The organism is Tahibacter sp., assembly GCF_032229445.1.
In the GTDB taxonomy this organism is placed as follows: domain Bacteria; phylum Pseudomonadota; class Gammaproteobacteria; order Xanthomonadales; family Rhodanobacteraceae; genus Tahibacter.
Genome location: NZ_JAVTWC010000125.1, coordinates 101,027 through 124,954, shown reverse-complemented (window position 1 = coordinate 124,954; position 23,928 = coordinate 101,027). Strand labels below are relative to the sequence as shown.

Annotated in this window: 20 protein-coding genes; 11 read left to right on the top strand and 9 right to left on the bottom strand. The window is 67.3% G+C overall.

Translation table 11 applies throughout. From position 1 onward, the window contains the following. Positions 1–6: 6 nt before the first annotated feature. Entirely contained in the window at positions 7–1,224 is a 1,218-nt protein-coding gene (locus tag RUU78_RS23940) for a Xaa-Pro peptidase family protein (RefSeq protein WP_313920285.1), read from the bottom strand. A 526-nt stretch (positions 1,225–1,750) separates the two neighbouring features. Here RUU78_RS23940 and RUU78_RS23935 point away from each other — a divergent pair. Together RUU78_RS23935 and RUU78_RS23930 are read left to right on the top strand one after the other, a co-directional pair. Then, positions 1,751–2,332 (top strand): XRE family transcriptional regulator, encoded by a 582-nt coding sequence (locus RUU78_RS23935; RefSeq protein WP_313920284.1) that lies wholly within the window; start codon positions 1,751–1,753, stop codon positions 2,330–2,332. A gap of 213 nt (positions 2,333–2,545) precedes the next feature. After that, positions 2,546–3,217, top strand: a complete 672-nt coding sequence (locus RUU78_RS23930; protein WP_313920283.1) for a potassium channel family protein — start codon at positions 2,546–2,548, stop codon at positions 3,215–3,217. Positions 3,218–3,236: 19 nt separating this feature from the next. Here the strand turns inward: RUU78_RS23930 and RUU78_RS23925 are convergent, their stop codons facing one another. Then, positions 3,237–3,869: a hypothetical protein gene (locus RUU78_RS23925; protein ID WP_313920282.1), complete on the bottom strand. Its 633-nt coding sequence runs from the start codon at positions 3,867–3,869 to the stop codon at positions 3,237–3,239. 340 nt (positions 3,870–4,209) lie between these two features. Between RUU78_RS23925 and RUU78_RS23920 the strand changes: the two genes are divergently transcribed. From RUU78_RS23920 to RUU78_RS23910, 3 genes are all read left to right on the top strand, one after another. Continuing rightward, positions 4,210–5,316, top strand: a complete 1,107-nt coding sequence (locus tag RUU78_RS23920) for a serine hydrolase domain-containing protein (protein WP_313920281.1) — start codon at positions 4,210–4,212, stop codon at positions 5,314–5,316. Positions 5,317–5,382: 66 nt separating this feature from the next. Next, on the top strand, positions 5,383–5,859 hold the full coding sequence (locus RUU78_RS23915) for an SRPBCC family protein (protein ID WP_313920280.1): 477 nt from the start codon (positions 5,383–5,385) through the stop codon (positions 5,857–5,859). A 104-nt stretch (positions 5,860–5,963) separates the two neighbouring features. Beyond that, the gene (locus RUU78_RS23910; RefSeq protein ID WP_313920279.1) at positions 5,964–8,591 is read left to right on the top strand and encodes a peptidoglycan DD-metalloendopeptidase family protein; all 2,628 of its coding nucleotides are present in this window, start codon (positions 5,964–5,966) and stop codon (positions 8,589–8,591) included. 87 nt (positions 8,592–8,678) lie between these two features. On the opposite strand, the gene RUU78_RS23905 is transcribed toward RUU78_RS23910, so the two are convergent. Together RUU78_RS23905 and RUU78_RS23900 are read right to left on the bottom strand one after the other, a co-directional pair. Further along, positions 8,679–9,071: a hypothetical protein gene (locus RUU78_RS23905; RefSeq protein ID WP_313920278.1), complete on the bottom strand. Its 393-nt coding sequence runs from the start codon at positions 9,069–9,071 to the stop codon at positions 8,679–8,681. 99 nt (positions 9,072–9,170) lie between these two features. Next, positions 9,171–9,938 (bottom strand): hypothetical protein, encoded by a 768-nt coding sequence (locus tag RUU78_RS23900; RefSeq protein ID WP_313920277.1) that lies wholly within the window; start codon positions 9,936–9,938, stop codon positions 9,171–9,173. A gap of 350 nt (positions 9,939–10,288) precedes the next feature. Here RUU78_RS23900 and RUU78_RS23895 point away from each other — a divergent pair, with 350 nt between their 5' ends. Beyond that, entirely contained in the window at positions 10,289–10,963 is a 675-nt protein-coding gene (locus RUU78_RS23895) for a methyltransferase domain-containing protein (protein ID WP_313920309.1), read from the top strand. Here RUU78_RS23895 and RUU78_RS23890 read toward each other — a convergent pair. Then, entirely contained in the window at positions 10,960–11,883 is a 924-nt protein-coding gene (locus RUU78_RS23890) for a polysaccharide deacetylase family protein (protein ID WP_313920276.1), read from the bottom strand. The genes RUU78_RS23895 and RUU78_RS23890 overlap by 4 nt on opposite strands. 140 nt (positions 11,884–12,023) lie before the next feature. Here RUU78_RS23890 and RUU78_RS23885 point away from each other — a divergent pair, with 140 nt between their 5' ends. Further along, positions 12,024–12,587 (top strand): isochorismatase family protein, encoded by a 564-nt coding sequence (locus tag RUU78_RS23885; RefSeq protein WP_313920275.1) that lies wholly within the window; start codon positions 12,024–12,026, stop codon positions 12,585–12,587. Continuing rightward, complete coding sequence (locus tag RUU78_RS23880; protein ID WP_313920274.1) at positions 12,584–13,585, top strand: helix-turn-helix domain-containing protein; 1,002 nt, start codon at positions 12,584–12,586, stop codon at positions 13,583–13,585. The genes RUU78_RS23885 and RUU78_RS23880 overlap by 4 nt, the downstream gene beginning before the upstream one ends. Before the next feature lie 296 nt (positions 13,586–13,881). On the opposite strand, the gene RUU78_RS23875 is transcribed toward RUU78_RS23880, so the two are convergent. After that, on the bottom strand, positions 13,882–15,360 hold the full coding sequence (locus RUU78_RS23875) for a hypothetical protein (protein ID WP_313920273.1): 1,479 nt from the start codon (positions 15,358–15,360) through the stop codon (positions 13,882–13,884). Positions 15,361–15,974: 614 nt separating this feature from the next. Here RUU78_RS23875 and RUU78_RS23870 point away from each other — a divergent pair. Beyond that, a complete protein-coding gene (locus tag RUU78_RS23870) occupies positions 15,975–16,685 on the top strand; it encodes a ParA family protein (RefSeq protein WP_313920272.1) in 711 nt (236 codons plus the stop codon). Positions 16,686–16,863: 178 nt separating this feature from the next. Here RUU78_RS23870 and RUU78_RS23865 read toward each other — a convergent pair whose 3' ends face one another. After that, a complete protein-coding gene (locus tag RUU78_RS23865) occupies positions 16,864–18,171 on the bottom strand; it encodes a hypothetical protein (protein ID WP_313920271.1) in 1,308 nt (435 codons plus the stop codon). A gap of 57 nt (positions 18,172–18,228) precedes the next feature. After that, positions 18,229–18,690: an MmcQ/YjbR family DNA-binding protein gene (locus tag RUU78_RS23860; protein ID WP_313920270.1), complete on the bottom strand. Its 462-nt coding sequence runs from the start codon at positions 18,688–18,690 to the stop codon at positions 18,229–18,231. Positions 18,691–19,047: 357 nt separating this feature from the next. On the opposite strand from RUU78_RS23860, the gene RUU78_RS23855 reads away from it, so the two are divergent. Beyond that, positions 19,048–20,508 carry a hypothetical protein gene (locus tag RUU78_RS23855; protein ID WP_313920269.1) on the top strand — a complete coding sequence of 487 codons (1,461 nt, stop codon included), beginning with the start codon at positions 19,048–19,050 and terminating at the stop codon, positions 20,506–20,508. Between the two features lie 336 nt (positions 20,509–20,844). Beyond that, entirely contained in the window at positions 20,845–21,765 is a 921-nt protein-coding gene (locus RUU78_RS23850; protein WP_313920268.1) for a hypothetical protein, read from the top strand. Positions 21,766–21,913: 148 nt separating this feature from the next. Here RUU78_RS23850 and RUU78_RS23845 read toward each other — a convergent pair whose 3' ends face one another. After that, complete coding sequence (locus RUU78_RS23845) at positions 21,914–23,758, bottom strand: malectin domain-containing carbohydrate-binding protein (RefSeq protein WP_313920267.1); 1,845 nt, start codon at positions 23,756–23,758, stop codon at positions 21,914–21,916. Between the last annotated feature and the right edge of the window lie 170 nt (positions 23,759–23,928).

The window sequence follows — 23,928 nt, the reverse complement described above, 5'->3', positions numbered from 1 at the left end:
GTCGCGTCAGGCGGCCAGTCCGAACGGATCGTCGATGGAATGCGCCGGACGCGTGAACCAGCGCGGCCCGTGCGGCGTAAGGTAGAAATGGTCTTCGTGGCGAATGCCGAATTCTCCCGGCACGCAGATCATGGGCTCGTTGCTGAAGCACATGCCCGGTTCCAGCGGCGTCGTGTCGCCGCCCACCAGGTAAGGCCATTCGTGGATGTCCAGGCCGATGCCATGCCCGGTGCGGTGCGGCAACCCTGGCAGTGCATAGCCGGGGCCCAGGCCATGGCTTTCCAGGCAGGCACGCGCGGCGGCGTCGACCTCCTCGCAGGCGACCCCGAGACGCGCCGCGGCGAACGCGGCCGCCTGCGCCGCTTTCTCCACATTCCAGATTTCGCGCTGGCGCGCGCTCGGCGTGCCGAAGACATAGCTGCGCGTGATGTCGGACATGTAGCCGTGTACGAGGCAACCGGTATCGATCAACACCATGTCATCGCGCTGCAAAGGCTTCGGATGTTTGACGCCGTGCGGGAATGCGCTGTCGGCTCCGAACAGAACAATGCAGAAATACGAACCCGCCGCGCCGACGCGGCGATGCGCGTCATCGATGAACGCCTCGACCTCCGCCGCGGTGATGCCTTCGTGCAGCATGCTCGCGGTGGCCCGGTGCACGGCCAGGGTCATGTCGTGCGCGCACTGCATCAGCGCGATCTCGCTGTCCGACTTGCGCATGCGGCACGCGGACGTGACCGGCCTGGCGTTGACGAGCTGCCAATCGCCGGCAACCTCGCGCAGGCCATCGACGATGAAGAACGGCGTGCTTTCGCACAGCCCCAGCCGCCGCCCGTCCGCGCGATCGAGCGCATCGAGGCGCTGCCGCAACAGCCGGTACGGGCTTTCATGTTCGTGCCAGGTATGGATCACGCCGGGCAGCACCTGATAATCGCGCACCGTGCCTTCCTCGAACGCCGGCGCAAGATATTCCACGTCGCCGCGGGCCGGCAGCAGTGCACCGACGAGGCGCTCGCTCGAGCGCCAGACCAGTCCGGTGAAATAGCGCAGGCTGGTACCCGCATGCAGGTAGATCGCAGCCAGCCCTTGCTCGCGCATAAGCGCCTGCGCGCGGGCGATGCGCTCGCGATACTCGGCCGGTTGTATGGGTACTGCACCCTCGATCGACGGCCGCAGACTGGCCAGAGCGGCCTCGCGACCGGTTCCACCGATACCCAGGCTCATTGGAATTCCTTGCCGGGCGCCACGCGCCGAATGGTGGAAAATTAAGTCTGACTAAAATTGAAGTCAAGCCGAAATTGAGGTCTGGCAAAGCATCAGATCTGGCCAAACCGCGGCTTTTGCTCCGGCCAAGCGCCACACCCAGACCTGGCCTGGCGTCCGGATCCCGCCTGACTCCGGATTCCGCCTGACGCTAGAGATACCGACCGAATTCAGATCCCAATTCACCTCATATTTCGCCCAACTTCAGGTCTGGTCCAACCTCAGGCCACCCTCAACTTGAGGTCTCACCTAAGAACTCCCGACCTCGCCTGGCTTCCGGGCAATCCAGCCACGATCCCTGTCCGCCAGAATTGGCCGATGCACCGCCAGCGGCGAAGTCGCGCCGCTTCGGTCGCCACCGGTCCCGATGCCACATCCGTCCAGCGTTCCGGCAATCGGGCCGGTCCGTCGGGCTGCCGCCGCTGGCGGCCAGAGACGAGCGCGACTACCTTAGGCGCGGTACGGGAAGTGTCAGACGGGAGGCACCATGGAGCGTATCGGCGAACGCCTGCGCCACTATCGGCGCGAGGCGCGCAAGACCTTGCTCGATGTCGCGAGCGAGGCCGGTCTGTCGGTCGGATTCCTGTCACAGGCCGAACGCAATCTGTCAGGCGTGTCGATTTCCTCGCTGGCCAACATCGCCAAGGCGCTCAACGTCCCGCTGCGCCTGCTCATCGACCAGCCCGAACAGCGCTCCGCCGACTCGCACGCAGGGCAACGCCAGCGCTATTCCACGATCGGTCGCGGCCAGACTTACGAGCGGCTTTCCAGCAGCTTCCCGGGAAGCCAGATCAACGCGACGAAGATGTGCCTGCCGGTCGGCTACGAGTCCGAGACCGTCGCGCATGACGGCGACGAATTCGTCTACGTGCTCAGCGGCAGTGTGCGCTACAACGTCGGCGGCACCGACTATCTGCTGCAGCCGGGTGACTCGCTGCATTTCGACGGCCGCCAATACCACTGCCTGGCAACGGTCGGTGCGGTCGGCGCGGAAGTGGTTTCGGTTGGCACCCTGCCCATCTTCGACGACGCGCCGGCCGGGGACGCAACGATCGACAAGGACCGCTGAGCCACCCCGATCGAGTGCACATATGCACACGTGAACGCAACCATCGCGGATTCCGTTGCGCACTGCAGAAGGGGCCCGTGCGCCGTACCACACGCGCCGGGCCCGGCGTCACACAAACATGCTCCGCCAGCGGCTCGACACGCCATCGGCTCGCCAGACGCCTACGATGTCTGCCAACCTGTAGCCTCCGACCCTATCTGCCACTCTGCCGCGATGAACCCTACCCTGTTGCGCCGCCATCCCTCGGCCCTGCTGCTTGCCGCTCAGCTCATCAGCCTCGTGCTGTATCCACTGACCGCCGAAAACGAGGAAGGTCGCGTCCTGTTCGGCGCAATCGGACTGATCGCGGTGTCGCTGTCGGTATGGGTGGTGGATCGCAGCCCGTCGCGCACCTGGATTGCGCTGCTGCTCGCGGTGCCAGCCGTCGTGCTGACCGTCTCAGCCATCATCGTCGACAGCCGTACACTGCTGGTGTATTCGGCGCTGCTCGAATCCACGCTGTACTTCTATGCCGCCGGCAGCCTGATCGCATACATGATGCATGACCACCGGGTCACCAGCGACGAATACTTCGCTGCTGGCGCGACCTTCACTTTGCTGGCCTGGGGATTCGCCTACGCGTTCTTCGTCTGCCAGTCGTGGTATCCCGACAGCTTCACCGGACTGCGCGCGCCGACCGAACCGCGACGCTGGATGGAACTGCTTTTCCTGAGCTTCACCACCTTGTCCGGCGTGGGTATCGGTGACGTGATCCCGCTGGGCATGCCGGCGCGTGCATTGGTCATGCTCGAACAGTTTGCCGGCATCGGCTACATCGCTGTCGTCGTGTCGCGGCTGATCGGGCTCGGCATGCTGCGCGCCGCGCGCAGCAAGCTGCAGGACTGAGCGACACGATCCTTCCGTCTCAGACCAGCCTTCCGGCAATGCTCGCGTAGAAACCGAACAGCATCAGCAGCCAGAGCAAGCCGCCGAGGATAATCCACGCGATGTTCGCCCAAGTCAGTGCGCGGTTGCTCGCGCCGGAACTGTCGCCTTCGGCGCGGTTGGCCGCGTGCTGCGCCGACAGCAGCGGCAACGCAGGCAGCAGGATCGACAGGACGAGAACGACCAACAGCACGCTCGACGAGGAGTTTTCGGGCAAGACGCGGTCGCTGAGCCAGGACACCATCAACAGGCCCACGTAGATGGAAGCCGCCATGTGCGCATTCCAGTCGCTGCGCGCGACGGTGCGCCGCAATCGTTGGTCTATCCGGCGAAACAGTATGTGCGTGAAAAAGATCTGGAAGATCGCGCGCGGCACCGGCCAGAGCTTCAGGCCATTGAAGCGTTTGTACAGCGCCCAGTGTGCGTAGAACCAGTAGATCGAGTAGAGCCCGAACGTGAACACGAACAGCAGCAGAAATTTTCGCGAGGCGACGACGTAGAACTCGCCGGGCGCGCGTTCCACCGGCTCGTCGACGCGGGCAACCGGCGGCGCATACGGGTTTTCGGTCATGACAGCAGACGTGGCGCCGGCAAACGGCAGGAATCGCGACACTACCTGTAGCCCGGCGTGTCCGCACGTACGTTTTCGAACGAGAAATTCCGGATGACCTTCCCCGTGAGACCGGGGCGTGGCGAAGCCGAGGTAGCGCATTGGTGCAGCCAGGTTCAACGGCGTATCGCGGCCAATGACACCGGAATGTTCGCAAACGTATGCGTTGGCACAGTAGGGGCCAGCGTCAGCCGATATAGCGATACGGCATCCGGCGGCGCGCAGCGATCGTGCCCATCGGCGTCAACCGGCAGACCTCGCGCGCGTTGCAGGAATACGCAGCGCAGCTCATGGAGCGTGCGCCGATCCCGTATCCACGCTTTCTCCCACCGCGAGACGCACCATGCCGCGCCGATCACGCCACGCCGTTGCCGTACTGATGCTTTGCCTTTGCGCGAGCCCCCATGCCGACGCGGGCTGCGACTTCTCCACCATCGACGCCCAGATGCAGGCGGTGCTCGACGCGAACGCGCTTTCCGGCGGGGCCGTGCTGATCGGCCGCCGCGACGGCGTGCTGCACGAGCGATTTCTGGGCGACTACACCGCCGACACGGTCATCCCGATCGCCTCGGCAACCAAGCTGCTTTCCGCGACGCGCATCGTCCAGCTTGCCGGACGCGGCACGCTGGATCTCGATGCACCGGTATCGGCGTTGCTGCCTCAGTTCACCGGCATCAAGGCGACGATGACGCTTCGGCAGATGTTCTCCCACACCGCCGGCTACGGCGACGACGAGAACCACCCCGTATTGCGCACGAACCAGCCGTCGCTGGCCGCGGCGGTCGACACCATCGCCTGCTGTGTCGATCAGCCCAATGCCTGGACGCCCGGCGCGCAGTTTGCCTACGGCGGCATTTCCATGCACATCGGCGGACGCATGGCCGAAGTTGCCACCGGCCAGGACTGGCAGCAAGGCTGGCAGACCGCTATCGGCCAGCCGCTCGGCATCACGAGCATCGACTGGCAGGGACTCGGCCCGACACTCAACTACCGCATCAGCGGCAGCGCGCGATCCAATCTGCGCGACTACGGCCGCGTGCTGCAGATGCTCGCCGCCGACGGCGTCGGCAACGGACGGCGCGTGCTCGATCCGGCCTCACTGCCGCAGCTGTTCGCCGACCAGGTCGGAAGCCTGCCGATCGCCTATGCGCCGCCGAGCGCGCCGCCGCCGGGGCAACTGCGCTACGCACTGGGCAACTGGATCGAATCGGCACCCGATGCCGCCGGCCTCGCGACGCATTCGAGCCTCGGCGCGTTCGGCTTCTTTCCCTGGCTCGATCGCACGCGCGGCCTCTACGGCGTGTTCATGCTGCGTGGCGGCGCCAACATCAACGCGACTGCGCGCCCGGTCTACCTGCAGATGCTGCAGGACGCGCGCGTCCTGGCCGACAGCGGCACGTGCACGCCAGTCCGGACCGAGGACCCGATCTTGCGCGACGGCTTCGAATAGCTCGGCCGCGGCACGACGGCCAACGCCGGCGCTACCATGCCGCGACGCCTCCACCGTGGCCCATCCATGCCTGTCGTTCTGCTCGCCCAGCATCGCTTTGCCCACGCCGCCGGATCGATCTTCGGCCTGTGCATCGATCCGCAGCGCTTCCCGCAGGTCTTCCGCGGCTACGGCCCGATCCCGGCGATACGTGAGATCGTGCTGCTCGCGCCGCTCGCCGTCGGCAGCGAGCGCGAGATCCGCAACAGCGACGGATCGGTCCTGCGCGAACGCGTGACCGCGCTGCTGCCACCGCTGCATCACGCTTATACGCTCAGCGGATTCCGTGCGCCGTTCGCGTGGCTGGTGCGATCAGGCGCCGCCGACTGGCAGCTGCAGCCGCTGCAGGATGGAACACTGCTGACCTGGACGTATCGCTTCGAAACGACGTCGTTGATCACGCGTCCGCTCGCTGCCGTACTGCTGAAACGCTGCATGCAGCCGGCCATGCAGCGCTGCCTGCATGCCATGGACGCAATGCTCAGCGGCACCAACGTCGGCTGAACGGAATGGCGCAACGGAAGACGCCGGCTGGCCCGTCGATCCGCTAACCGCCGTGTCGGGCAATCAGGGGAAACCATCCCGTTGCGCCGTTCACGGAGCGAATCATGAAGTACCGCCGCTTGCGTCTGCTCAGTCTGTCGAGCCTGCTGCTGCCCTCCTGCGCCTTCGCGCAGGCGCAAAGCACCTACTGGAACACGTTCGGACCGGATCGCGCCGCCGGCGCCTTCCTCAACATCACACGCGAACATCGCACCAGTCAGAACGCGATCGGCATCGCCACCGACACGCAGCAGCGGCTGCTCGTGCTCAACGAATGGGACGAGTCCTCGACCACCAACATGGACTGCGCCGTGACCCGGCACCTGCGCCGCGCGCGCGCGCTCGACATGGACTACACCGGACCCGACGAACTCGAAGGCACGCGCCGCGTCGCGGTCGACATGGGCGGGACCGACATCGACAACTGCTCGTCGATCGACAGCGACCGCCTGGACCGCGCCGTGATCGCCGGCACCGGCGACACCGGCAACGGACTCGGCGGATTCCTCATCCGTCTGACCGCCGACGGCAGCTACGACACGAGCTTCGCCGGCGACGGCAAGTTCTTCCTGCGCAATCTCGCCGCGTTCAGCGGCGCACAGACGCGCATCAACCACGTAGTGGCGCTATCCAACAATCGCATCGTCGCCTGCGGTTCGGTCACGCGCGGAGGCAACGAACGCATGCTCGTGCTGCGCGTGACTGCCGGTGGCGATCTCGACGTCTCCTTCAATGGCAACGGCTTTCGCGAACTCGACTTCAACGGCGGCGCGGCCGACGACGGCGCCTGCGCGCGCCTGCTCGTGCTGCCCGGCGGCGATCTCCTCGCCGGCGGTGTCGTGGCCGACAGCACCGGCGTCGACGACTACGCGCTTGCGCGCTTCAACAGCGACGGCACCTCTGACACCGGCTTTTCCGGCGACGGGCTGCTGGCCCTGCCGCACGGTTCGCAGCTCGCAGCTACGCCGATACTCAGCGATCTGGCCTACGACGCGGGCCGCGACCGGCTGCTGTTTTCCTGCTGGCTGTCCTTCAGCGCCAATCTCCCGCCGACCGGCTGCGTCATTGCGCTCGACGAAGACGGCAGCTTCGACACGAGTTTCGCGAACGGCGGGCGTTTCACCTTCCGCTATTCCGACTACCTCGGCCTTACCGCCGCGCGCGAGAACGGCGGCACGCGCACGCGCCGGCTGCTCGTGCGCGAGGACGGCATGCTCTACGTGCTCGGCCAGCACGACAACAGCACCAATGACACCGCCACGCACGGCAACACCGATGTCGCACGGCTGCGCGTGCAGCCTGACGGCAGCGTCGGCCTGTTCGGCGCGAGCACGTTCCAGAGCTTTCCGAGCGTACGCCCGAGCTTCGGCAACGTCAGCAACGCCACGGCGCTCGCCACCGACGAGCGTAACGATGAGCGCCTCATGGACGCGATCTGGTATCGCGGCAACATCGTGCTGCTCGTCGATCGCACGCGCTATCCGTCCAACGTGTTCGATCACGACGCTGACGGCAACCTCGACGAGCCCGGCCCCGCGGTGCCGGTGATCGCCGCCCTCCCCATCGATCGGCTGTTCAGTGACGACCTCGAGTTCGACGGTGTGCCGACGGCCAGTGGCAGCCTGATGCCCCTGATCAGCGTCCCGGCCGGCTACGGGCGCTATTGCAGCGTGCGTGATCCCGCGACCGGCGACTACGGCCTGCTGTCGGGGGGGCCGGGCGACGATCCGTGTGCGACCCTGCTCGGCAACAACCCGAACAACCAGATCGAACGCGCCGGGCTGTATGCGCAGTCCGGCAACAACAGCGTCGCCGGCATTTGCGGCGGCTTCATCGCGCTGTACGGCGGTGCCGGTGCCAGCGCCATGACTGCCGCGTTCAATGGCGTCAACGGACAGAGCCAGTGCATCTTTGCCAATGTCCCCACTGGGATGCCGATCTTCGCGCGGCCGTATACCGGCGCCCATGTCGGCAACGCGCAGGCGTTCAATCACGACGCGTACGGAATTCCGCTCGACGTCAGCGACTTCGGCCAGCCCGCCGGACCCTACGATGCCTGCTATGTCGACAATCGCGGCCGCCAGCGCAGTATCGGCAACCCCAACGCGAATCCGTCCACCTGCCAGGGCGACGGCTCCGGCGTCGACGAACCCGCATCGGACATCCCGGTCACGGGTTCGCGCTTCGCCGTCGCGATGGCGAGCGGCCGCGTCAGCATGGCCGTGCCGCGGCACGTGCCGCTGTTCACGCCACCGGCCAACGATCCCTACCAGCGCGAGGTTTTCGTACGCCATCAGGTCGGCGCCGGCCGCTACGCGGAAATCTTCACCGCGTACTACGCGCACATGCAGGACACCGCCGTGAGGCGCGGCCAGAGCGTCGTCGCGGGCACGGTGCTCGGGCGCATCGGCACCACGGGCGCATCGAGCGGTGAACATTTGCACATTTCCGTGCACCGCCACCGCAACCTGACGTACCGCCAGACCTTCGAGTTCGATTTCTCGGGCGGCAACCGCATGGACCGCGACTCGAGCGTGTCGGCGGTCGATCCCTGGGGCTGGCAGGCACCCGCCGGCGTGGACCCCTGGGCCTGGCGCTTCCGCGTCAATCCGCAAGGCGATGCGCTGCGCAACGACGCCGGTACGTTCAGCACGAACCTGTGGCAGGCCGGCGAAGCACCGACGCTGAACTGAAGCGCACGGCGACGATGCCGCGGCTGCCCGTCCGCCGCATCGTCGCTTTATGCAGGTATCCACGCGACCGCCGCTGTGGCGGCCGCGTCAGCCCGCAGCGGCCTTCACCGCTTCCTGCGCGACGCAGGCGGCCAACGGAGCGGGCATGCCCTTGAGGTTCTCGAGCAGCCACTGCCGGATGGCCTTCTCCCCGACCGGCAAGGCGAACGTGCCGATCGCATCGACGAAGCGCTGGCTGACCGGATCGCCCGCATAGAACACGAAGCTGTCGTCCGCGTCTCGCGCGCCGATCAGGAAAGCGCGCCAGTCGCCGCTGCGCAACGACAGCTTCAGCGTGACGCCGCGCACCTCGAGCTGGCGCCCCACCAACGGAGCGAGGCGGGTCCTGTCGGCCTCGTCCAGACAGCGGTCGATGCCGGCGCAGGCATCGGCCGAGGCCAGTTGCGGCGCGAGCAGCAGCGAGAGCAGGACAGTTTTCATGGTAATTCCCCGGACGGCCGACGGCGCAACCATGGCAGCAAACACGGCGCCCGAAAAGCCATGCCCGATGCAGGTCCCACGCATCGACGCCGCCCCGCCTCAGCCGACCAGCGCGACCAGCCCCAGGCCGAGGTGGTACCAGCCTATGCCCAGGCCGAAGAACAGCAGGAGCAGCAGCATCAGCTGGCCGTTCAACGGACCGAACAGGAACTCGCGCAGGTGCCCGGTCAGTTCCTCGATCGCACGATCGCGCACCTTGGCCAGATCGATCCCGCCGCCGCCCGCCGCATCAGCCTTGTATTCCGCGCGGTAGGCGCTGAGCAGGCAAGCCTCGACCTTGACCGTCAGCAGTGCACGCGCCTGGCGCAGCACCCAGCCGGTCAGGCCGCCGCGGCGCAGTGCCGTTTCGTCATTGCCGAGGCTAGTCCGGATCACGCCCTTCAGCGCGCTTTCCGCCTGCGCCAATGGCAGGTTGGCCAGGCGCGTGCCGAGATGCTGGCCGATCAGGGTGATCGCACGGTCCACCAGCTGCTCGACGAGTCGCCACTGTGCCTCGAGCGCAAGCGCCGCATGTGCCACTCCGCGGTTCGCGCCGTGGAGTCCGAACGCGATGAAGCCGATCACCGGCAGCAGCAGCGGCACGAGGAACCGTGCGCCACGCAGCATCGATGCCGCCCCCCCGTCGAGCGTCAGCGCGCCGAGCAGCAGCGAGCCCGCCACCGCGAGCGCGCCGCCGAGCATGCCGAGAATCGCCCACAGCAGGGCGCGTGTCGGCACGTGCCGCACGACGGCCAGCGCGGCATTGCCCGCCCCCGCGAGGACGGACGAAGTCAGCGACGCAGGCGGAACCTCAGGTTGGCCAGACATGCGCATCCTTGTGAGTGATTGATCGGACAGTCCCCAGGCGCGCGCCCATCGCATCGCACGGGACGGGGAAGCAGGCGTGGACTTGGCGATGGCGCGAAAGCCGCGGCGCGCGCGTCCCCAAGCGGCCGCATCCTAGCGCAAGCACGACAGTACGCGACGCAGCGCGGCCGCATGCTGCAGCCGACCGTGCCGCCGCTGCAGCTATGATCGGCGACCGACGCGGCATCGGTCCGCCGTCGCGGCCACGCCGCCGTCCGGCGGATCCTGCGTCACGACACTGGAGATGCCCATGTACGCCGCCCACCGAATCCCTTCGCCGCCGCTGCCACCGCGTGACTGAAGCGCAGGCACTGAACCGGCGCGACGCCAGCGCCATCGCCCGCGCCTTCCTGCCACGGCATCGCTTCGGCAACCGGGCGTCCTACTACTACGTGCGCAGCAAGCTCGCCTCCGATCCGCTGTACGGCGGCGTCGTCGAGATTCTGCGCGACAGCCGCGCGCCGCTGCTCGACCTGGGCTGCGGCCTCGGCCTGCTTGTGCATACGCTGCGCCGCGCCGGCGTCGACCTGCCCTATCGCGGCGTCGACAACGACCTGGGCAAGATCGAACGCGCGCGCATCGCGGCGACGGCAGCCGGTCTCGGCGCTACCCAGTTCGAGAGCATGGACCTGAGCGCCACCCTGCCCGCGCACCAGGGCAGTGTCGCCCTGCTCGACGTGCTGCAGTTCCTGCCGGCCGCGGCGCAGGAACGGCTGCTGGACGCGGTGTTGCCCATGCTGACGCCGGGCGCCAGCCTGGTCCTGCGCACGGGTCTTGACGACGGCAGCTGGCGCGCGCGTGTGACCCGGGGCGTCGACGAGTTTTCGCGCTGGGTGCGCTGGATGAATGCCGCGCCGACCGGTTATCCGACGCGCGAAGCGCTGAGCCGGCGCTTCGCCGCGGCGGGTCTGAACGTGGAATTCTCGCCGTTGTTCGGCCGCACGCCGTTCAACAACTGGCGCGTCGTCGCGACGCGGCCAGCCTAGTCCACCGAAGCAACGGCATCGGCGCGCGTCGATGCAGCAGTGTGCAGATCCATCGCCGCGTCATCGCCACCCGGCGCAGGCAGCACGCAGCGATAGCCGTGCGCGGCGAGATGGACCAGCACGGCCTCGACGATGGCGACGCTGCGGCCGTGCGGCGCGCCCTCGTGCAGCAGGATGATCGCGCCGGGACTCAGGTCGCGGGCGATGCGCGCGACGACGCGTGCCGGATCCGCCTCGCGCGTATCGAAGCCTCGAGCACACCAGGCCACGCGGGTCAGGCCCAGCGGCTTCAACGCCGCGGCGACAAACGGATTGGCCATGCCGACGACGGCGCGGAACCAGCGCGGCGGCCGCCCGGCTATCGCGCCGAGCACAGCCTGGGCGCGATTGATCTGCGCACGCATCGCGCGCGGCGGCAGCGCCCAGAACCATTTTTCAGGATGACTGTAGCTGTGATTGCCGATCTCGTGGCCGCGCCGCAACATCTCACGCAGGCGTTCGGGCTTCGACTCGGCGCGCTCGCCGACGACGAAGAAACAGGCCTTTGCCTGATGGCGGTCGAGCAGATCGAGGATGGCGGCGGTGTCCTCCGACGGACCGTCGTCGATGGTCAGCCAGACCGTGCGAGCGCGCGCGGGCAATCGCACCAGAACCGGACTCAACAGTCGCGATCGCGGCCACAGCGTGGCCCAGAACAGCAGCGCCTGCGTGCCGAGGATCAGCGGCATTCCCCACTGCCAGCCGAGCAACCACCCCACCATGAGTCCGACTATCTGCGCCGCGGCAAACAGCCAGGCCCAGATCCATGGGTGCCGCGGCGGACGCTGCAGCGTCGCGGCAGCGGACGGCAACGCGCGGGTATCCAGCTCGACGATGGCGCTGCTCCACGAACGCGCCGCCACCGGCGCAGTGCCGCGCATCCTAGCGTATGCCGTTGCAAGCCGTTGCGCCTCGCCGTTACCGGCATGGCGTTTTTTGTCCGGCAGCCGTCCTGTTGCGGCATTTCGCGTCACCCTGCAAGCCGCCAGGATGGCCTACCATCCCACGCAGGAGTACCGCCATGTTCCATGCCTCTACCGCCCTCATCGTCATCGACGCGCAGGAATCGTTTCGCCATCGCCCCTACTGGAGCGATGCCGACAGCGCGGCCTATTTTGACCGCCAGCAAGCCCTGATCGACGGCGCACGCCAGGCCGGCATCCCGGTCGTGCAGATTTTCCATGTGGAACCGGAAGGCGCGTTCTCACTCGCCTCGGGCTGGGTGACGGCGCTTGCGCCGCTGCGCGTCGATGCTGCGGCGGTGTTCCACAAGACGCGCCACAGTGCGCTGGTCGGCAGTGGTCTCGATGTCTGGCTGACCGAACAGGGTATCCGCCGCCTGCTGATCAGCGGCATCCGCACCGAGCAATGCTGCGAAACCACGACACGGCACGCCTCGGATCTGGGCTATGCGGTCGACTTCGTCAGCGAGGCCACACTGACCTTCGCCATGCGCGACGCCCGGGGCCGCGACTGGAGTGCCGCGGAGATCAAGGCCCGCACCGAACTCGTGCTCGACCAGCGTTTCGCGCGCATCGTGACCGTCGCACAGGCACTGGCCGGCGGCGAACGCCTCGCCGCATGAGCATCGCGGCCGCCCGCATCGTGCCGGTATGGGTGGTCGTGCCGCCGCGCTGCCTGCTGCTCGACGTGGCCGGACCGGTCGAAGTCCTGCGCCGCGCCAACATCGAGCAGCAGCAGTGGCGCTTCGAGGTCCACTATGCCGCGGCGCGCTCGCGCCTGCCGAGCTCCGCGGGACTGCAGCTTGCACAGCTGCGGCCACTGCCGGCACAGCTGCCCGACGACGTCGTCGTGCTGGTCAGCGGCAATGTGGACGATGTGTATTTTGCGGAAACGCCGCCGCGGACGCAGGATGCCGCGGACGAAGCACGCATCGTCGACTGGCTGCGAACGCGCCTGCGTCCGTCGCACCGGCTGTTGTCGATCTGCTCCGGCGCGCTGCTCGCCGCGCGCGCCGGGCTGCTCGACGGCCGCGCGTGTACCACGCATTTCTCCTGCCTCGACGAATTGCGCGCGCTCGCGCCAGCGGCGCGCGTGATGGACAACCGCCTGTTCGTCGAGGACGGCAACTGCTGGAGCAGTGCCGGCGTCACCGCCGGCATCGACCTCATGCTGCACTGGCTGTCGCGCCTGGCCGGACCGGCCTGCGCGCTCGCGGTCGCGCGCCAGCTCGTGATCTACCTGCGCCGCAGCGGCAACGATCCGCAGCTGTCGCCATGGCTGGAAGGCCGCAACCATATCCACCCGGCGGTCCACCGCGTGCAGGATGCGATCGCGGCCGCGCCGCAGCAGGAATGGAATCTCGCCGCGCTCGCCCGCGCTGCGAATACGAGTCCGCGCCACCTCTCGCGCCTGTTCAACGAGCACGCCGGCATGAGCCTGCCGGACTACGTCAATCGATTGCGCGTCTCGCTCGCCCGCGAACTGCTGCAGACCACACGCCTGGACATGGAGCGCGTCGCCGAACGCAGCGGCTTTGGTTCCGCGCGACAACTGCGCCGCGCCTGGTCGCGCAGCCATGAGGCGACGCCGCAGGAAGCGCGGAAGTCGGGCGAAGGGTAAATTTGGATATGCGTAGCAAACGTCGGCCGAATGGGTCGGTGGGCAATTGCGGTCCGACGACGGACGGGCACCGCCGACACCATCCCCACCCAACCCTCCGGCCCGTCGCGCGTTCAGAACGATGAGAACCTGCGGTTCTGAGCCATCGTTCTTCACCCCCTTGAAGGGGAGGGCTTTTCTCCCTCCCCTTCAAGGGGGTGAAAGGTGGCCGTTCAGAACCGAAGGTTCTGGCCACCTTGAACGCCCAGCGGGCCGGAAGGCCGCGATGGGGATGGTGTTCTCCCGTCAAGCTCTGCTCAGTTCGGATCAAGCCTGCAGCAATAGCCTTCCTCGCGCGTCTCGACCGCTTCCGTCTCCACCGCACTGGTGAGCTGCAGCGACTTGATCGGCGGCGTGAAGCGCTCGTACGGCAGTTCCACGCGCGACCAGCTGAAGTCCCATTCGCGCACGCACTGGTCCTTCTTGTTCGGATCGGTCTGCACGAGATAGAAGTCCTGGGCGTCGCCGCTGCCGTCCCAGTCGCTGAAGGTGCTGCCGGCCATCACGAAGCGGTCGCGCTTGTTGTCGATCGCCATCAGCGTCTCACGCTTGTCGCTCTGGGTGCTGTAGCGGAACTGGCCGCCGACCGGACCGAGGCTGGCGTCGTCGGCAGTCAGCGCAAAGCCGTCGCCTTGCGTGAGCGCGCCGGCAATGGTGCCGGTCGCGACGATGGTCGGCACGAAGCCGGTCGAGTTCACGAGCGTCTCGACGACATCGAACGATGTGGCGCCGTCGGTCGCGTCGCGCCACACCGACTGGGCTTGCGGCACGCAGGCACCGGCATTGAAGCGGGTCAGGTAGACCGACGGATTGGCGGCCGTTGCCGGCTGCGTCGCACCGACCAGCACCGACTCGGCGGCAAAGCCGCCCGCGGTCAGGCGCGTGATACCGAAGTAGTCCTCGTTGGTGCTGTCGGTCGCTCCGAGCACGGCGTTGCACTGCGGCGCGCCGGTGCTGAGCACGCGGAACATCAGGCCGCGCCGGTCGAAGTTCCAGCTCGTGCCCCGCGCAGCGGAACCGGCGACGACGATGTCGGGCAGGTTCGAACTCAGCGAGCGGTTTTCGGTCACCGCGCGGAAGCGCAGCCCCAGCGGATGGTTGGGCTGGCTGTAGGCACGATCCCAGATCGGCGCGCCGGCCGTGGTCAGGCGCAGGATGCGCCCGGCTACCGCACCCGCGGGTGCCGGCAGGTTCTCGTCGCCGACCACGATGAGCTGGCTCGGCGGCGGCGGTACCGGCGACAGGGTCGGGCCCGCCTCGATGATGTCGTAGCCGATCGCGCGGCTGCCCGTGGTGGTATTGCCGAACACGCGCGTCCACACCGGCTTGCCGTCGCAGTTGATGCGCAGCACATAGATATGCGTATCGGTGCGCACCATGGAGCCGGTGAGCGCGAAACCGGTGCCGTCGCGCAGTTCGACGATCGCGTTCGCGGTCGTGCGCGTGCTGCCGCCGACGCGATAGGCGTATTGCCACAGCGCCGCACCGTTGTCGTCGACGCGCGTGACCAGCGCCTCGATGCCGGTGCTGACCCGGCGCGTGCCGGCAATGATGCTGCCGGTGCGCGGACAGTAGTTGACCGACTTGACGTCCTCGCCAGCGTCGTTCGCCGGACGTTCGCCGTAATAGGCTTCGAAATTCTGCGCCTGCGCGAGCGGTGCGATCAGGCCAGCCAGCGGCAGCGCGAGCGCGGCGAGCAACTGCGCGCGCAGCGGATTGCGTTTCAGGGATTTCATGCACGATCTCCGTTGACTTCGGGTTGTCATTGCGATGTGTATCGACGCACGACGGGCCCCCGCGCCGTGGCGTGAGGAAGTTCCGAACGCGGTGTAGGCTCGTACCCTTCCTCATGGTGAACCGGCGCAAGCAGAACGCGCGCCGGTGCTCGAGCAGACCTTTCAGCTGCCTGCCCCGTATCGAACGCCCTGCAGCGCGCAAAGCGAACGGCGCGCGTCGTCCGATTGGAGACATGTTAATACGTATATTTTGCATTTTGTTGATGCAATGCGGAAAAAATCATCGATGCATGCGGGTAATTTTCCCGCTCGTCCTTCCGATCCGGGCGAGCAGCCGGCGGGATCACAAATTTAATATATTTTTTACATTAAACAATATGCTGCGCAATTAACGCATTGCCGGCCCTGGTTCATACCTGACCGCGACAATTCGGGCATCTCGCAAGCGCGACGGACCCGCCGGCAGGTCCGGTAGGCAACCGCCGTCCCCTGGCCTAAGATCAGGGCCGCGCGCAGCCTGCCGGCAAGCGGAATGCCGCTGCGCACCGAGAGACCAGCCACGCCAGGTCTACCGCGCGGGCGCCGGAGGCGCTGGCGGCGGACGGGAAGAACCGATGTTCCGTATCCTCATCGCCAACAGCAAAGGCGGCTGCGGCAAGACCACGATCACGAGCACGCTGGCCGGCTACTACGCCCGGGCCGGGCGAGTGACGAGCCTCGTCGACTGCGATCCGCAGGGTTCTTCGCTGGGCTGGAACCAGTTGCGCGGCGCGCATCGCGCGCCCGTGCGCGCACTGGCCAGCAACGATCCGGTCCACGGCCTCGGTGCCGGCTGGGTGCTGCGTCTGCCCAGTGACACCCAGGTGCTGCTGATCGATACGCCGGCCGGCCTGCGGCCGCATGAGTTCGGCCCGTTCGCACGCCACGCGGATGTGCTGCTGGTGCCCGTCGTGCCCTCGCCGCTCGACCTGCGCGCGACGCTCGGCTTCCTCGACGTGGTGCGACGCCTGCCCGAGGTACGCCAGGGCCAGCTGCGCGTCGGACTCATCGCCAACCGCGTGCGCGAGCGTACCGTGGCCGTGCGCGATCTCGACGCGACCCTGCAGCGCCTGACCCAGACCTGCCTCGTGCGCATCCGCGATTCGCAGGTCTACCTGAAAATGGCCGCTGCCGGCATGAGCCTGTTCGAGGACGACAGCACCGCCGCGCGTGGCCATCGCGACGATTGGGCAGCGCTGATCGAATGGCTAACGCTACGCGAGCAGGAGCGCCGCGCGCACGGCAAGGTCGCGTTCCTGCCGACCGCGCGACCCGGCACCGGCTAGTGTCCCGTCCCGCAATTGCCATGGATTGATTCCGGCGTCTTGACCAGCTTCGCGATTGAACACCGCCGCGATACGTCGTTGCGCCCCGTCGCGCCAATGCGGTACGTCTCCTCGCCGCGCCTGGTCTCGCGGCGGAATTCGTCCGGAATTACATTTGACGAGATGGCGAAACCGGGGTCTAGCCTTCGAATCCGTCGGCAAAGATCGGCGTTTCGACCCACAGCGGGTTGTCCGCGTAGAACACGTCCCAGGTGCCGTTCGTGTCGTTGGGCACCTGCTGGTTCGACAATGAGTACCAGACTACGCCGGTGCCATCGGCGCTCAGGCGCGGCTGGTGCACGTTGCCCGAATCGCCGCCTACGCTGACGAGCGCGATGGTTCCCTCGATGAGATCGATGACGTAGACGCCGCCGAGCTCGGCACCGGCATATAGCCGGTCGGTCGAGGCGAATACGAGATAGCGGCCGCTGTAGTCGAAGTCGGGCTCGTCGTTGAACCCTTCGCGCGGCAGATTGCCTGCGGGGATGCTCAGCGCGATCGTCGAGTCGCTGCTCGGGATGCGCAGGTACAGCGTGCTCTCGGCGAATTTTCCCCAGTCCGGCAGCGAAGTCGCGCTGCTCGAGAACGCGAGCAGCGATCCGTTGGCGTTGAGTGCGGCTGTGTAGCTCGTGGCATCGTTCGCCTGCACGCCGCCGGGTCCCACGTTGATGCGCTGCGGCGGCAGGCTGCCGTCGCTCGCGACGAGAAACAGGTCGACTCGGCCGTTGGTGTCGCCGCCGACGAGATTGCTCGCGAGCGAGGCGAACAGCACACGGCTGCCGTCGCCGGAGATGCGTGAAGATTCGCTGCCGTTGTTGCTGTTGCCGTCGCCGGGCGTGCTGCTGACGCGCCGCTGCGTGCCGAGGCTCAGGTCGCGCACGTAGATGTCGGGCCGGCCGTTGGTGTCGCTCGCGCTGAGTTCGTCGCTCGATCCATAGGCGATGCGCCGGCCGGCGACATCGATCGACGGCGCATCGCAGCCGAACGTGCCGGCGCTGCCGTTGGGCTTGAGGTCGATGATCTGCAGCGTGTTCGCGTTGCGGTCGAGCAGATAGCAGTTGCGGAATCCCGAACCGGGGACCAGCGCACCGAACGACGCGAACACGATGCGCGAGCCGTCGCCCGAGATCGATCCGCCGAAACTCGCCGCCTCGCTTTGCGCACCGCCAGCCTTGACGCTGATGCGCGTCGTCGTGCCGAGCAGACGGTCACGCAGGAACAGGTCCGATGCGGCATTGGTGTCGCCGGCGACGAGATTGGTCGCGTCGCTGACGAACGTGACGTAGCGGCCATTCGCGGAAACCTCCGCAAAGCGGCTCTGGCTGTTGGCCTGGCCGCCCCCGGTGCCGACGCTGATGCGCTCGGCTGCCGCGGCGTCAGCGGCCAGGCCGATCAGGAAAGCGCACGCCAGGAAACGCGTGCGGGAAACGACAGTGCGATGCGACATGCCCACTCCGAGTACAGGGAACCCGGTGGCTTGTTACGCGGCGTCGCGGCAAAAACCTCAACGGTGCTTGCCGGGTCCTTCGCAAACGGCGGCAGTGGCAGCCGCGCGCGCACGCCGCGGCCGCACGACGGCGGATGACGGCGCTGTGCTACCAGCCTCGTCGGCCAGCCCCAGCGCCTCACGCCGCCGTCGCGTCAGACACTGCACCGTATAAGCGTAGGACCATTGCACGAGCTCGCGCAGATACCCCGCCGGAAAGCGGTGCACATCGACGATCGTGATCCAGCGAAAGCGTCCCATGTAGCGTGCCGGCCGGACGCCCGGCATGTCGGTGAGCTCGACGAATCGCTCGGGTGTCACGCGAAAACTGAAGCGCCAGCGCTCTGGTTCGCTGGTCTTGAACCAGGCGAAGTTTTTCTCGCCGACCGAGTAGACAAGGATATTGCTCGGCTCGCCGAGCAGCCGCTCGTGAGTCGCCGGCAAGCTGCGGCAGAACGCTTTGGCCTGTTCGACATTCATGACGATGCTCGCGCGCTCAGGTGAGGCGCGCCATCGTAGCGATGTCCGCAGCGGCCGTCTGCACGGCGCCCGCGACGCGAACACGTCGGCACATTGGGGGCAATGCCGCGCGACTGCGTCAAACCGGTTAGCAGCGTGACTGCCGGCGGACTCCGTGTTTTCACCTGAGTACAGAGACTTCGCCGCGTCGCAACGAACGTAGGGCACGCACGAAACCGGGCGCGCCGTTTAGCGTGAACTTAACCCAACCTACGAACCCGATCGTATTTAATCGGCACCGCAACAAACGGACCCGCCACAGATACCCGGCACTACGTCGGCGGACATGACCGTACCGACATCACAGGGAGAAATACCATGCGTCGCTGGCTTCATCGCGCAAGTCTCTGCTTTCTCGCCGCCGGCGCATTGCCGGCCCAGGCCGTGTACATCAACACGCGCGGTACCGGCCAGGCGCTGATCTATCCGTACTACACCGTCAACGCGGGGCAGCAGACCATCTTCTCCGTGGTCAACACGACCGACCGCGCCAAGCTTCTTTCGGTCGCGTTCCGCGAGGCTTACAACGGCCGTCTCGTGCTGCGCTTCGACGTCATCGTCGGCGCGCACGACACCTGGAACGCGACGACGTTCGCGCCGCAGGTGGACGTCACCAACGGCACCGCGCTGGGCGTGCGTGACGACAGCTGCACCATACCCCGGGCAAGCGAGTGGACCGGCGTCATCGGCGGCGCGCCGTACCAGGAATTCCTGCCGTTCGACTACACCGGCAGCGCCGCGGACGGCGGCCCGACGGGGGTGTCGCGCATGCGCGAAGGCTATTTCGACATCATCGAGCGCGCCGAACTCGGCGGCGCCCTCGCGACCGCCGCGAACGAGCGCAACTGCGCCGCGTTCGACCCGCTGACGGCCCTGGTCGGCAACCCGGCGCTGACCCCGCCCGGCGGCGGCCTGCGCGGCAGCTTCGCCGTGGTCAACATCGCCCAGGGCACGATTCTTGGCGGCAATGCCACCGCGATCGACGGCTTCTCCACGACGGTACTGCTCTCGGCGACGATACCGCCGATCGAATACGACACGTTTGCCGCAGTCAACGCCGGTGGCGGCAACGTCAGCGCGCAGGTTCCGGTCGGCGGCAAGCTCGTCGACCTGACGTTTCCGCCGGCGCGCAGCGTGGACGCCCTGTCCGCCCTGCTGATGACCGACTCGCTGCTGGGCGACGTGACGAACGAAGCAGGCCTCGGCAGTCATAGCGAGTGGATCATCACCGCGCCGACCAAGCGCTTCCACACCGACCCCGATCGTGCGCTAACCCAGATCGCACCGTTCACGAGCCAGTTCGGCTTCCCCCACGCCAACGCGTCGTGCGTGCCCTTCAGCGCTACCCTGCATGACCGTACCGGCCGCAGCATCGCCGTGCCGCCGGATTTCGTGTTCTCAACGTCGCCACCGCTCCAGCTGCCGCAGCACGCGCTATGCCATGCGATGGATGTCGTCAGCTTCGGTTCCCCGGTCGGCCCGTCAGGAACTCCGGTGCTCGGCTCGGCCTTCGGCACCCATGTCGGCAACCCGACGCCGGCCACGGAAACCGGCGCGCTCGAACTCAAGCTCGGCGACGTTGGAGGCACGCGCAGCCATCTGCCGGCAGGCAGCTCCGGTCCCGGCTTGCGCGGCCTGCCCGTGATCGGCTTCGAAGCCATCAGGTACGTCAACGCCAACGTGATGCCCGGCGTGCTCGCCAACTACACGCTGGGCCGCCCACTCAACACGACCGCGAACTGCACCAGCCCCAGCGGCGCGGCAATCGCCTGCCCCTGATCCCTCTGGCCGCGATGCCTTAAACCAGCCGTCCGCCCCAGGTGCGTACGGGGTGGCCACACTCGAAGCGCAGAGCTGGATGCTCTCCGCTTCGCTTGCGCCCTGACATCCTGTTGAACTCTCCCACGCTGCCGCACGTCGCCGTCGCGGATACGACGACGACGGCCTTCTCTGCTTTTTGATCTGATTTACTCACATGAGCCGCACCGGCAGACGCATCTGCCGTTCGCCGCGCCCGTCGAACGCGAGACAGGCACAGTCCTGTGCGGATGGCCCGCGATCCGTCGTTCCAGCGTGGTGAGCGTTGCCACCACCCCCATCGACCGGAGTGATCTCATGAAGCTGTTCCGCCCTGCGCTGCTGCTCGCCCTGCTGCCGTTGCTGTCTGCCTGTGCCGGCAGCCCCGAATCGCTGGCCAAGGACCTGCAGTCCGCGTTCGAGAAAGGCGACATCGATGCCGTGCTGGCCCTCGCTCAACTCGATGGCACGCCGTCGGACCTGCGCTATTTCATGATGGATCAGGTCATCGACTGCGGCGCGGCGGATACCGCCTGCACCGCCAGCGTCGCGCCGCTCGACGAGAAGTTCATCAAGAGCCTCGACGGCCTGGCCGAACAGGGTATGGAGGCTGCGATCAGGCCCGAAGGCCTGATCGTGTTGCAGATCCAGCAGAAGGACGGCCAGGGCAGTGGCAAGGCGCAGATGCCGTACGCCAAGGTCGACGGCAAGTACCGACTCGTCGCGCAACGCTACACCGCCGCGAAGCTGGCCGAAATGCGTGCGACGACGAACCAGCAGATACTCGACAAGATGCTCGCGGCCGGCATCTACGATTCCGCCGCGGGCGAACGCCGCACCGACTGGAAAGACACCGCCACCGAGTTGCCCGCCGACGGCGGCGAACCCGGCCAGGTACTGCTCAGGACCAGCACGGCACTGCATGCGGCCGTACTCGCCAATGATCCGGATGCCGCGGTCAAGTCCGGCGACGGCTTCGCCCAGATGGTGCTCGGCGACAAGGACTACGACGGCAAGCCCGTCGCCCTCGACGTGCGCAAGGCCAAGCTGCGCGCGCAGTCGATGCGCTTCCTGCACGACGTCAAGGTATCCGGCGGCTGGCTGCGCGGCGACGAAGCCGTGCTGCTCGTCGATGCCAAGGACGGCATCGGCTGGATCCGTCGCGGCGCGCTGTTCATGAGCAAGAGCGACGGTCAGTGGGGCATCAGCGGCAAGCAGCTCATCGGCTATCCGCAATAAGCCCGGCGACGCCTGTCCGGATTTGCGATCCAGGCATGGATCGCCCGAGGGCCGATCGCCAACGCGATCGACCCTCCGAGATCGCGCGCAAGCGCCGCCTGCGCCGTTCGATCGGGAAAGACGCTATTGCGCCTTCCTCAACGACCTGTCAGAGCTCGAAGCCGTTGCGCGAAATCACATCGCTCGGGGCAAGACTCAGGATTTCGAACCCATCCAGTCGCGCCTCGCCGCTCGCGCCGGCGCTCCTGGCCACGGCGAGATTCAGCACGCCATCGCTGACCGTCGCCACGTCGCCGAGACGCAGTGCTTGGCGCAGGCCCGCCCAGCGATACAGATCGAATCCCGCGAGCAGCGGCGTACCTTCGAGCGCCACGTCGATGCCGCGCGCGACTGCCGTGAACCAGCGCCATTCGGAAAAATGCAGTACGACCAGATAGCGTCCGTTCGGCACATTCACCGCATAGCTGAAGGCCGCGCCGCGCCGCGTCGAGCGGTACAGCGCATCGTCCTGCGTGCCGAGCAGCGTGGTCACGCCGCTGGTCAGCGCTTCGGTCGCGCCGCCGGTGAAGCCACTGTCGGCCGCGAAGGATTGCCCGGTGCTCACCGTCAGCGCGCTCCCGCCGCCGTTGACCGCATGCACCGCCGGTCGCGGCACGCCCACGCCGAGTACGAGCACGCTCGCGCGCGCCGTCGCGGTCAGCGCACCATCGTTCGCGCGCGCTTCGATGCGATACAGCCCCGTGCGTGCCGGCGTGAACCACGCCAGCGCCGGATCCGCCGCATCGACCTCGATAGACCCTGCGAGTGGACTCTCGATCAGCTCGAAGGTCACGCCGGCAACGGCCTGCGGCTGTTCGTCATCGTCCACCAGCGCACGCAGGCGCAGCGGTTCGCCGACGCGGGCGACGGGCTCCAGCCATAACGCCACGCGCGGCGCGCGATTCGCCGGCGCCGGATGCGTGACGCGCACGCTGCGCGAGAACGTCGTAGTGCCGCCGTAGCCGGCGAAGTAGCTCGTGCCGGTGGCCTGCAGCCGCAGCAGCGTCGTCGCGTTGGGCGGTATCGCCAGCGACGCGGTGCTGAAGCTGGTCGTGCCACTCGCTGCACCGCTGAGCGCGCCGAAGGTGTAGTCGATCGCCGTGGGCAGCGCATCCGCCGGCACCGTGCCCGCAGCGGTCAGGTTCGCCGCGCCCGTATACCAGCGCGGCGCCATGGTCGGTGTCGTCAGGACAACGCGCGGTCCGGTCGCGGCCATCGGCAGGCGCCAGCGCTGCGCCAGCATCCACGGCGCGAGCTTCGCGACCTTGTACGACTCGGTCCAGATGCCATGGTCGCCGGTCGCGAATTCGGTATACAGAGGATCACCGCCGCCGGCGCGCAGCGTCGCCACGCTCGTGCGCGAATTGGCGACCGGCACGGTGCCGTCGTTGACGGCATGGAAGTACCAGGCTGGCGTATTCCAGAGCCGGTCGCGATCGATCGCGCTGCTGACGACGCCGGCCGGACAGATCGGGATCGCTGCCGCCGCGACGGCGTCGTAGCGCTGCAGGAAGCCGATGGTGCCGCCGCCGCCCATGGAGAGGCCCGACACGTAGAGCCGCGCCGGATCGAAGCCGAATTCGCGCTGCACGTCGTCGAGCAGATCGGCGAGGCCGGCCGTCGGGTTGTCGTTGCCCCACCACTCCGGCGTCTGCGGCGCAGCCATGATGACGGGCTGTCCGAGCGTCGCCGCATCCTCGGCGAGCTTGAACGCGCCGTTCGCGCGATTGCCAAGTTGCGCCGTGTTGTTGTTGCCGGTCTCGCCGGCACCGTGCAGGAACAGCAGCAGCGGACAGCGCCGGCTCGCGCAGGCCGCCGGCACGTGGATGCGATACGGCAGCGCGAATCCGTTGCCGCCGTCGACCGTGACCGTGCGGTAGGCGAAATCGTTCGCCGTCAACGCCGAAGCCGGCGCCGCCGCGAGCAGACACAGGGCGATCACTGCTGCACGCATGAGTGGTACTCCGACGGGGATGTTCCTCGCGGCCATGCTAGCGATGCGGGCATTCAGGGTTGTGACGAACGTCGCGGAGCCTGCACTGGTTTTTTCGCTGCGCTGCAAGCTCATCGCAACGTCGGCGTGGCATACACTCCGGCCGGCAATTTGGATTTGTGATTGCCGCC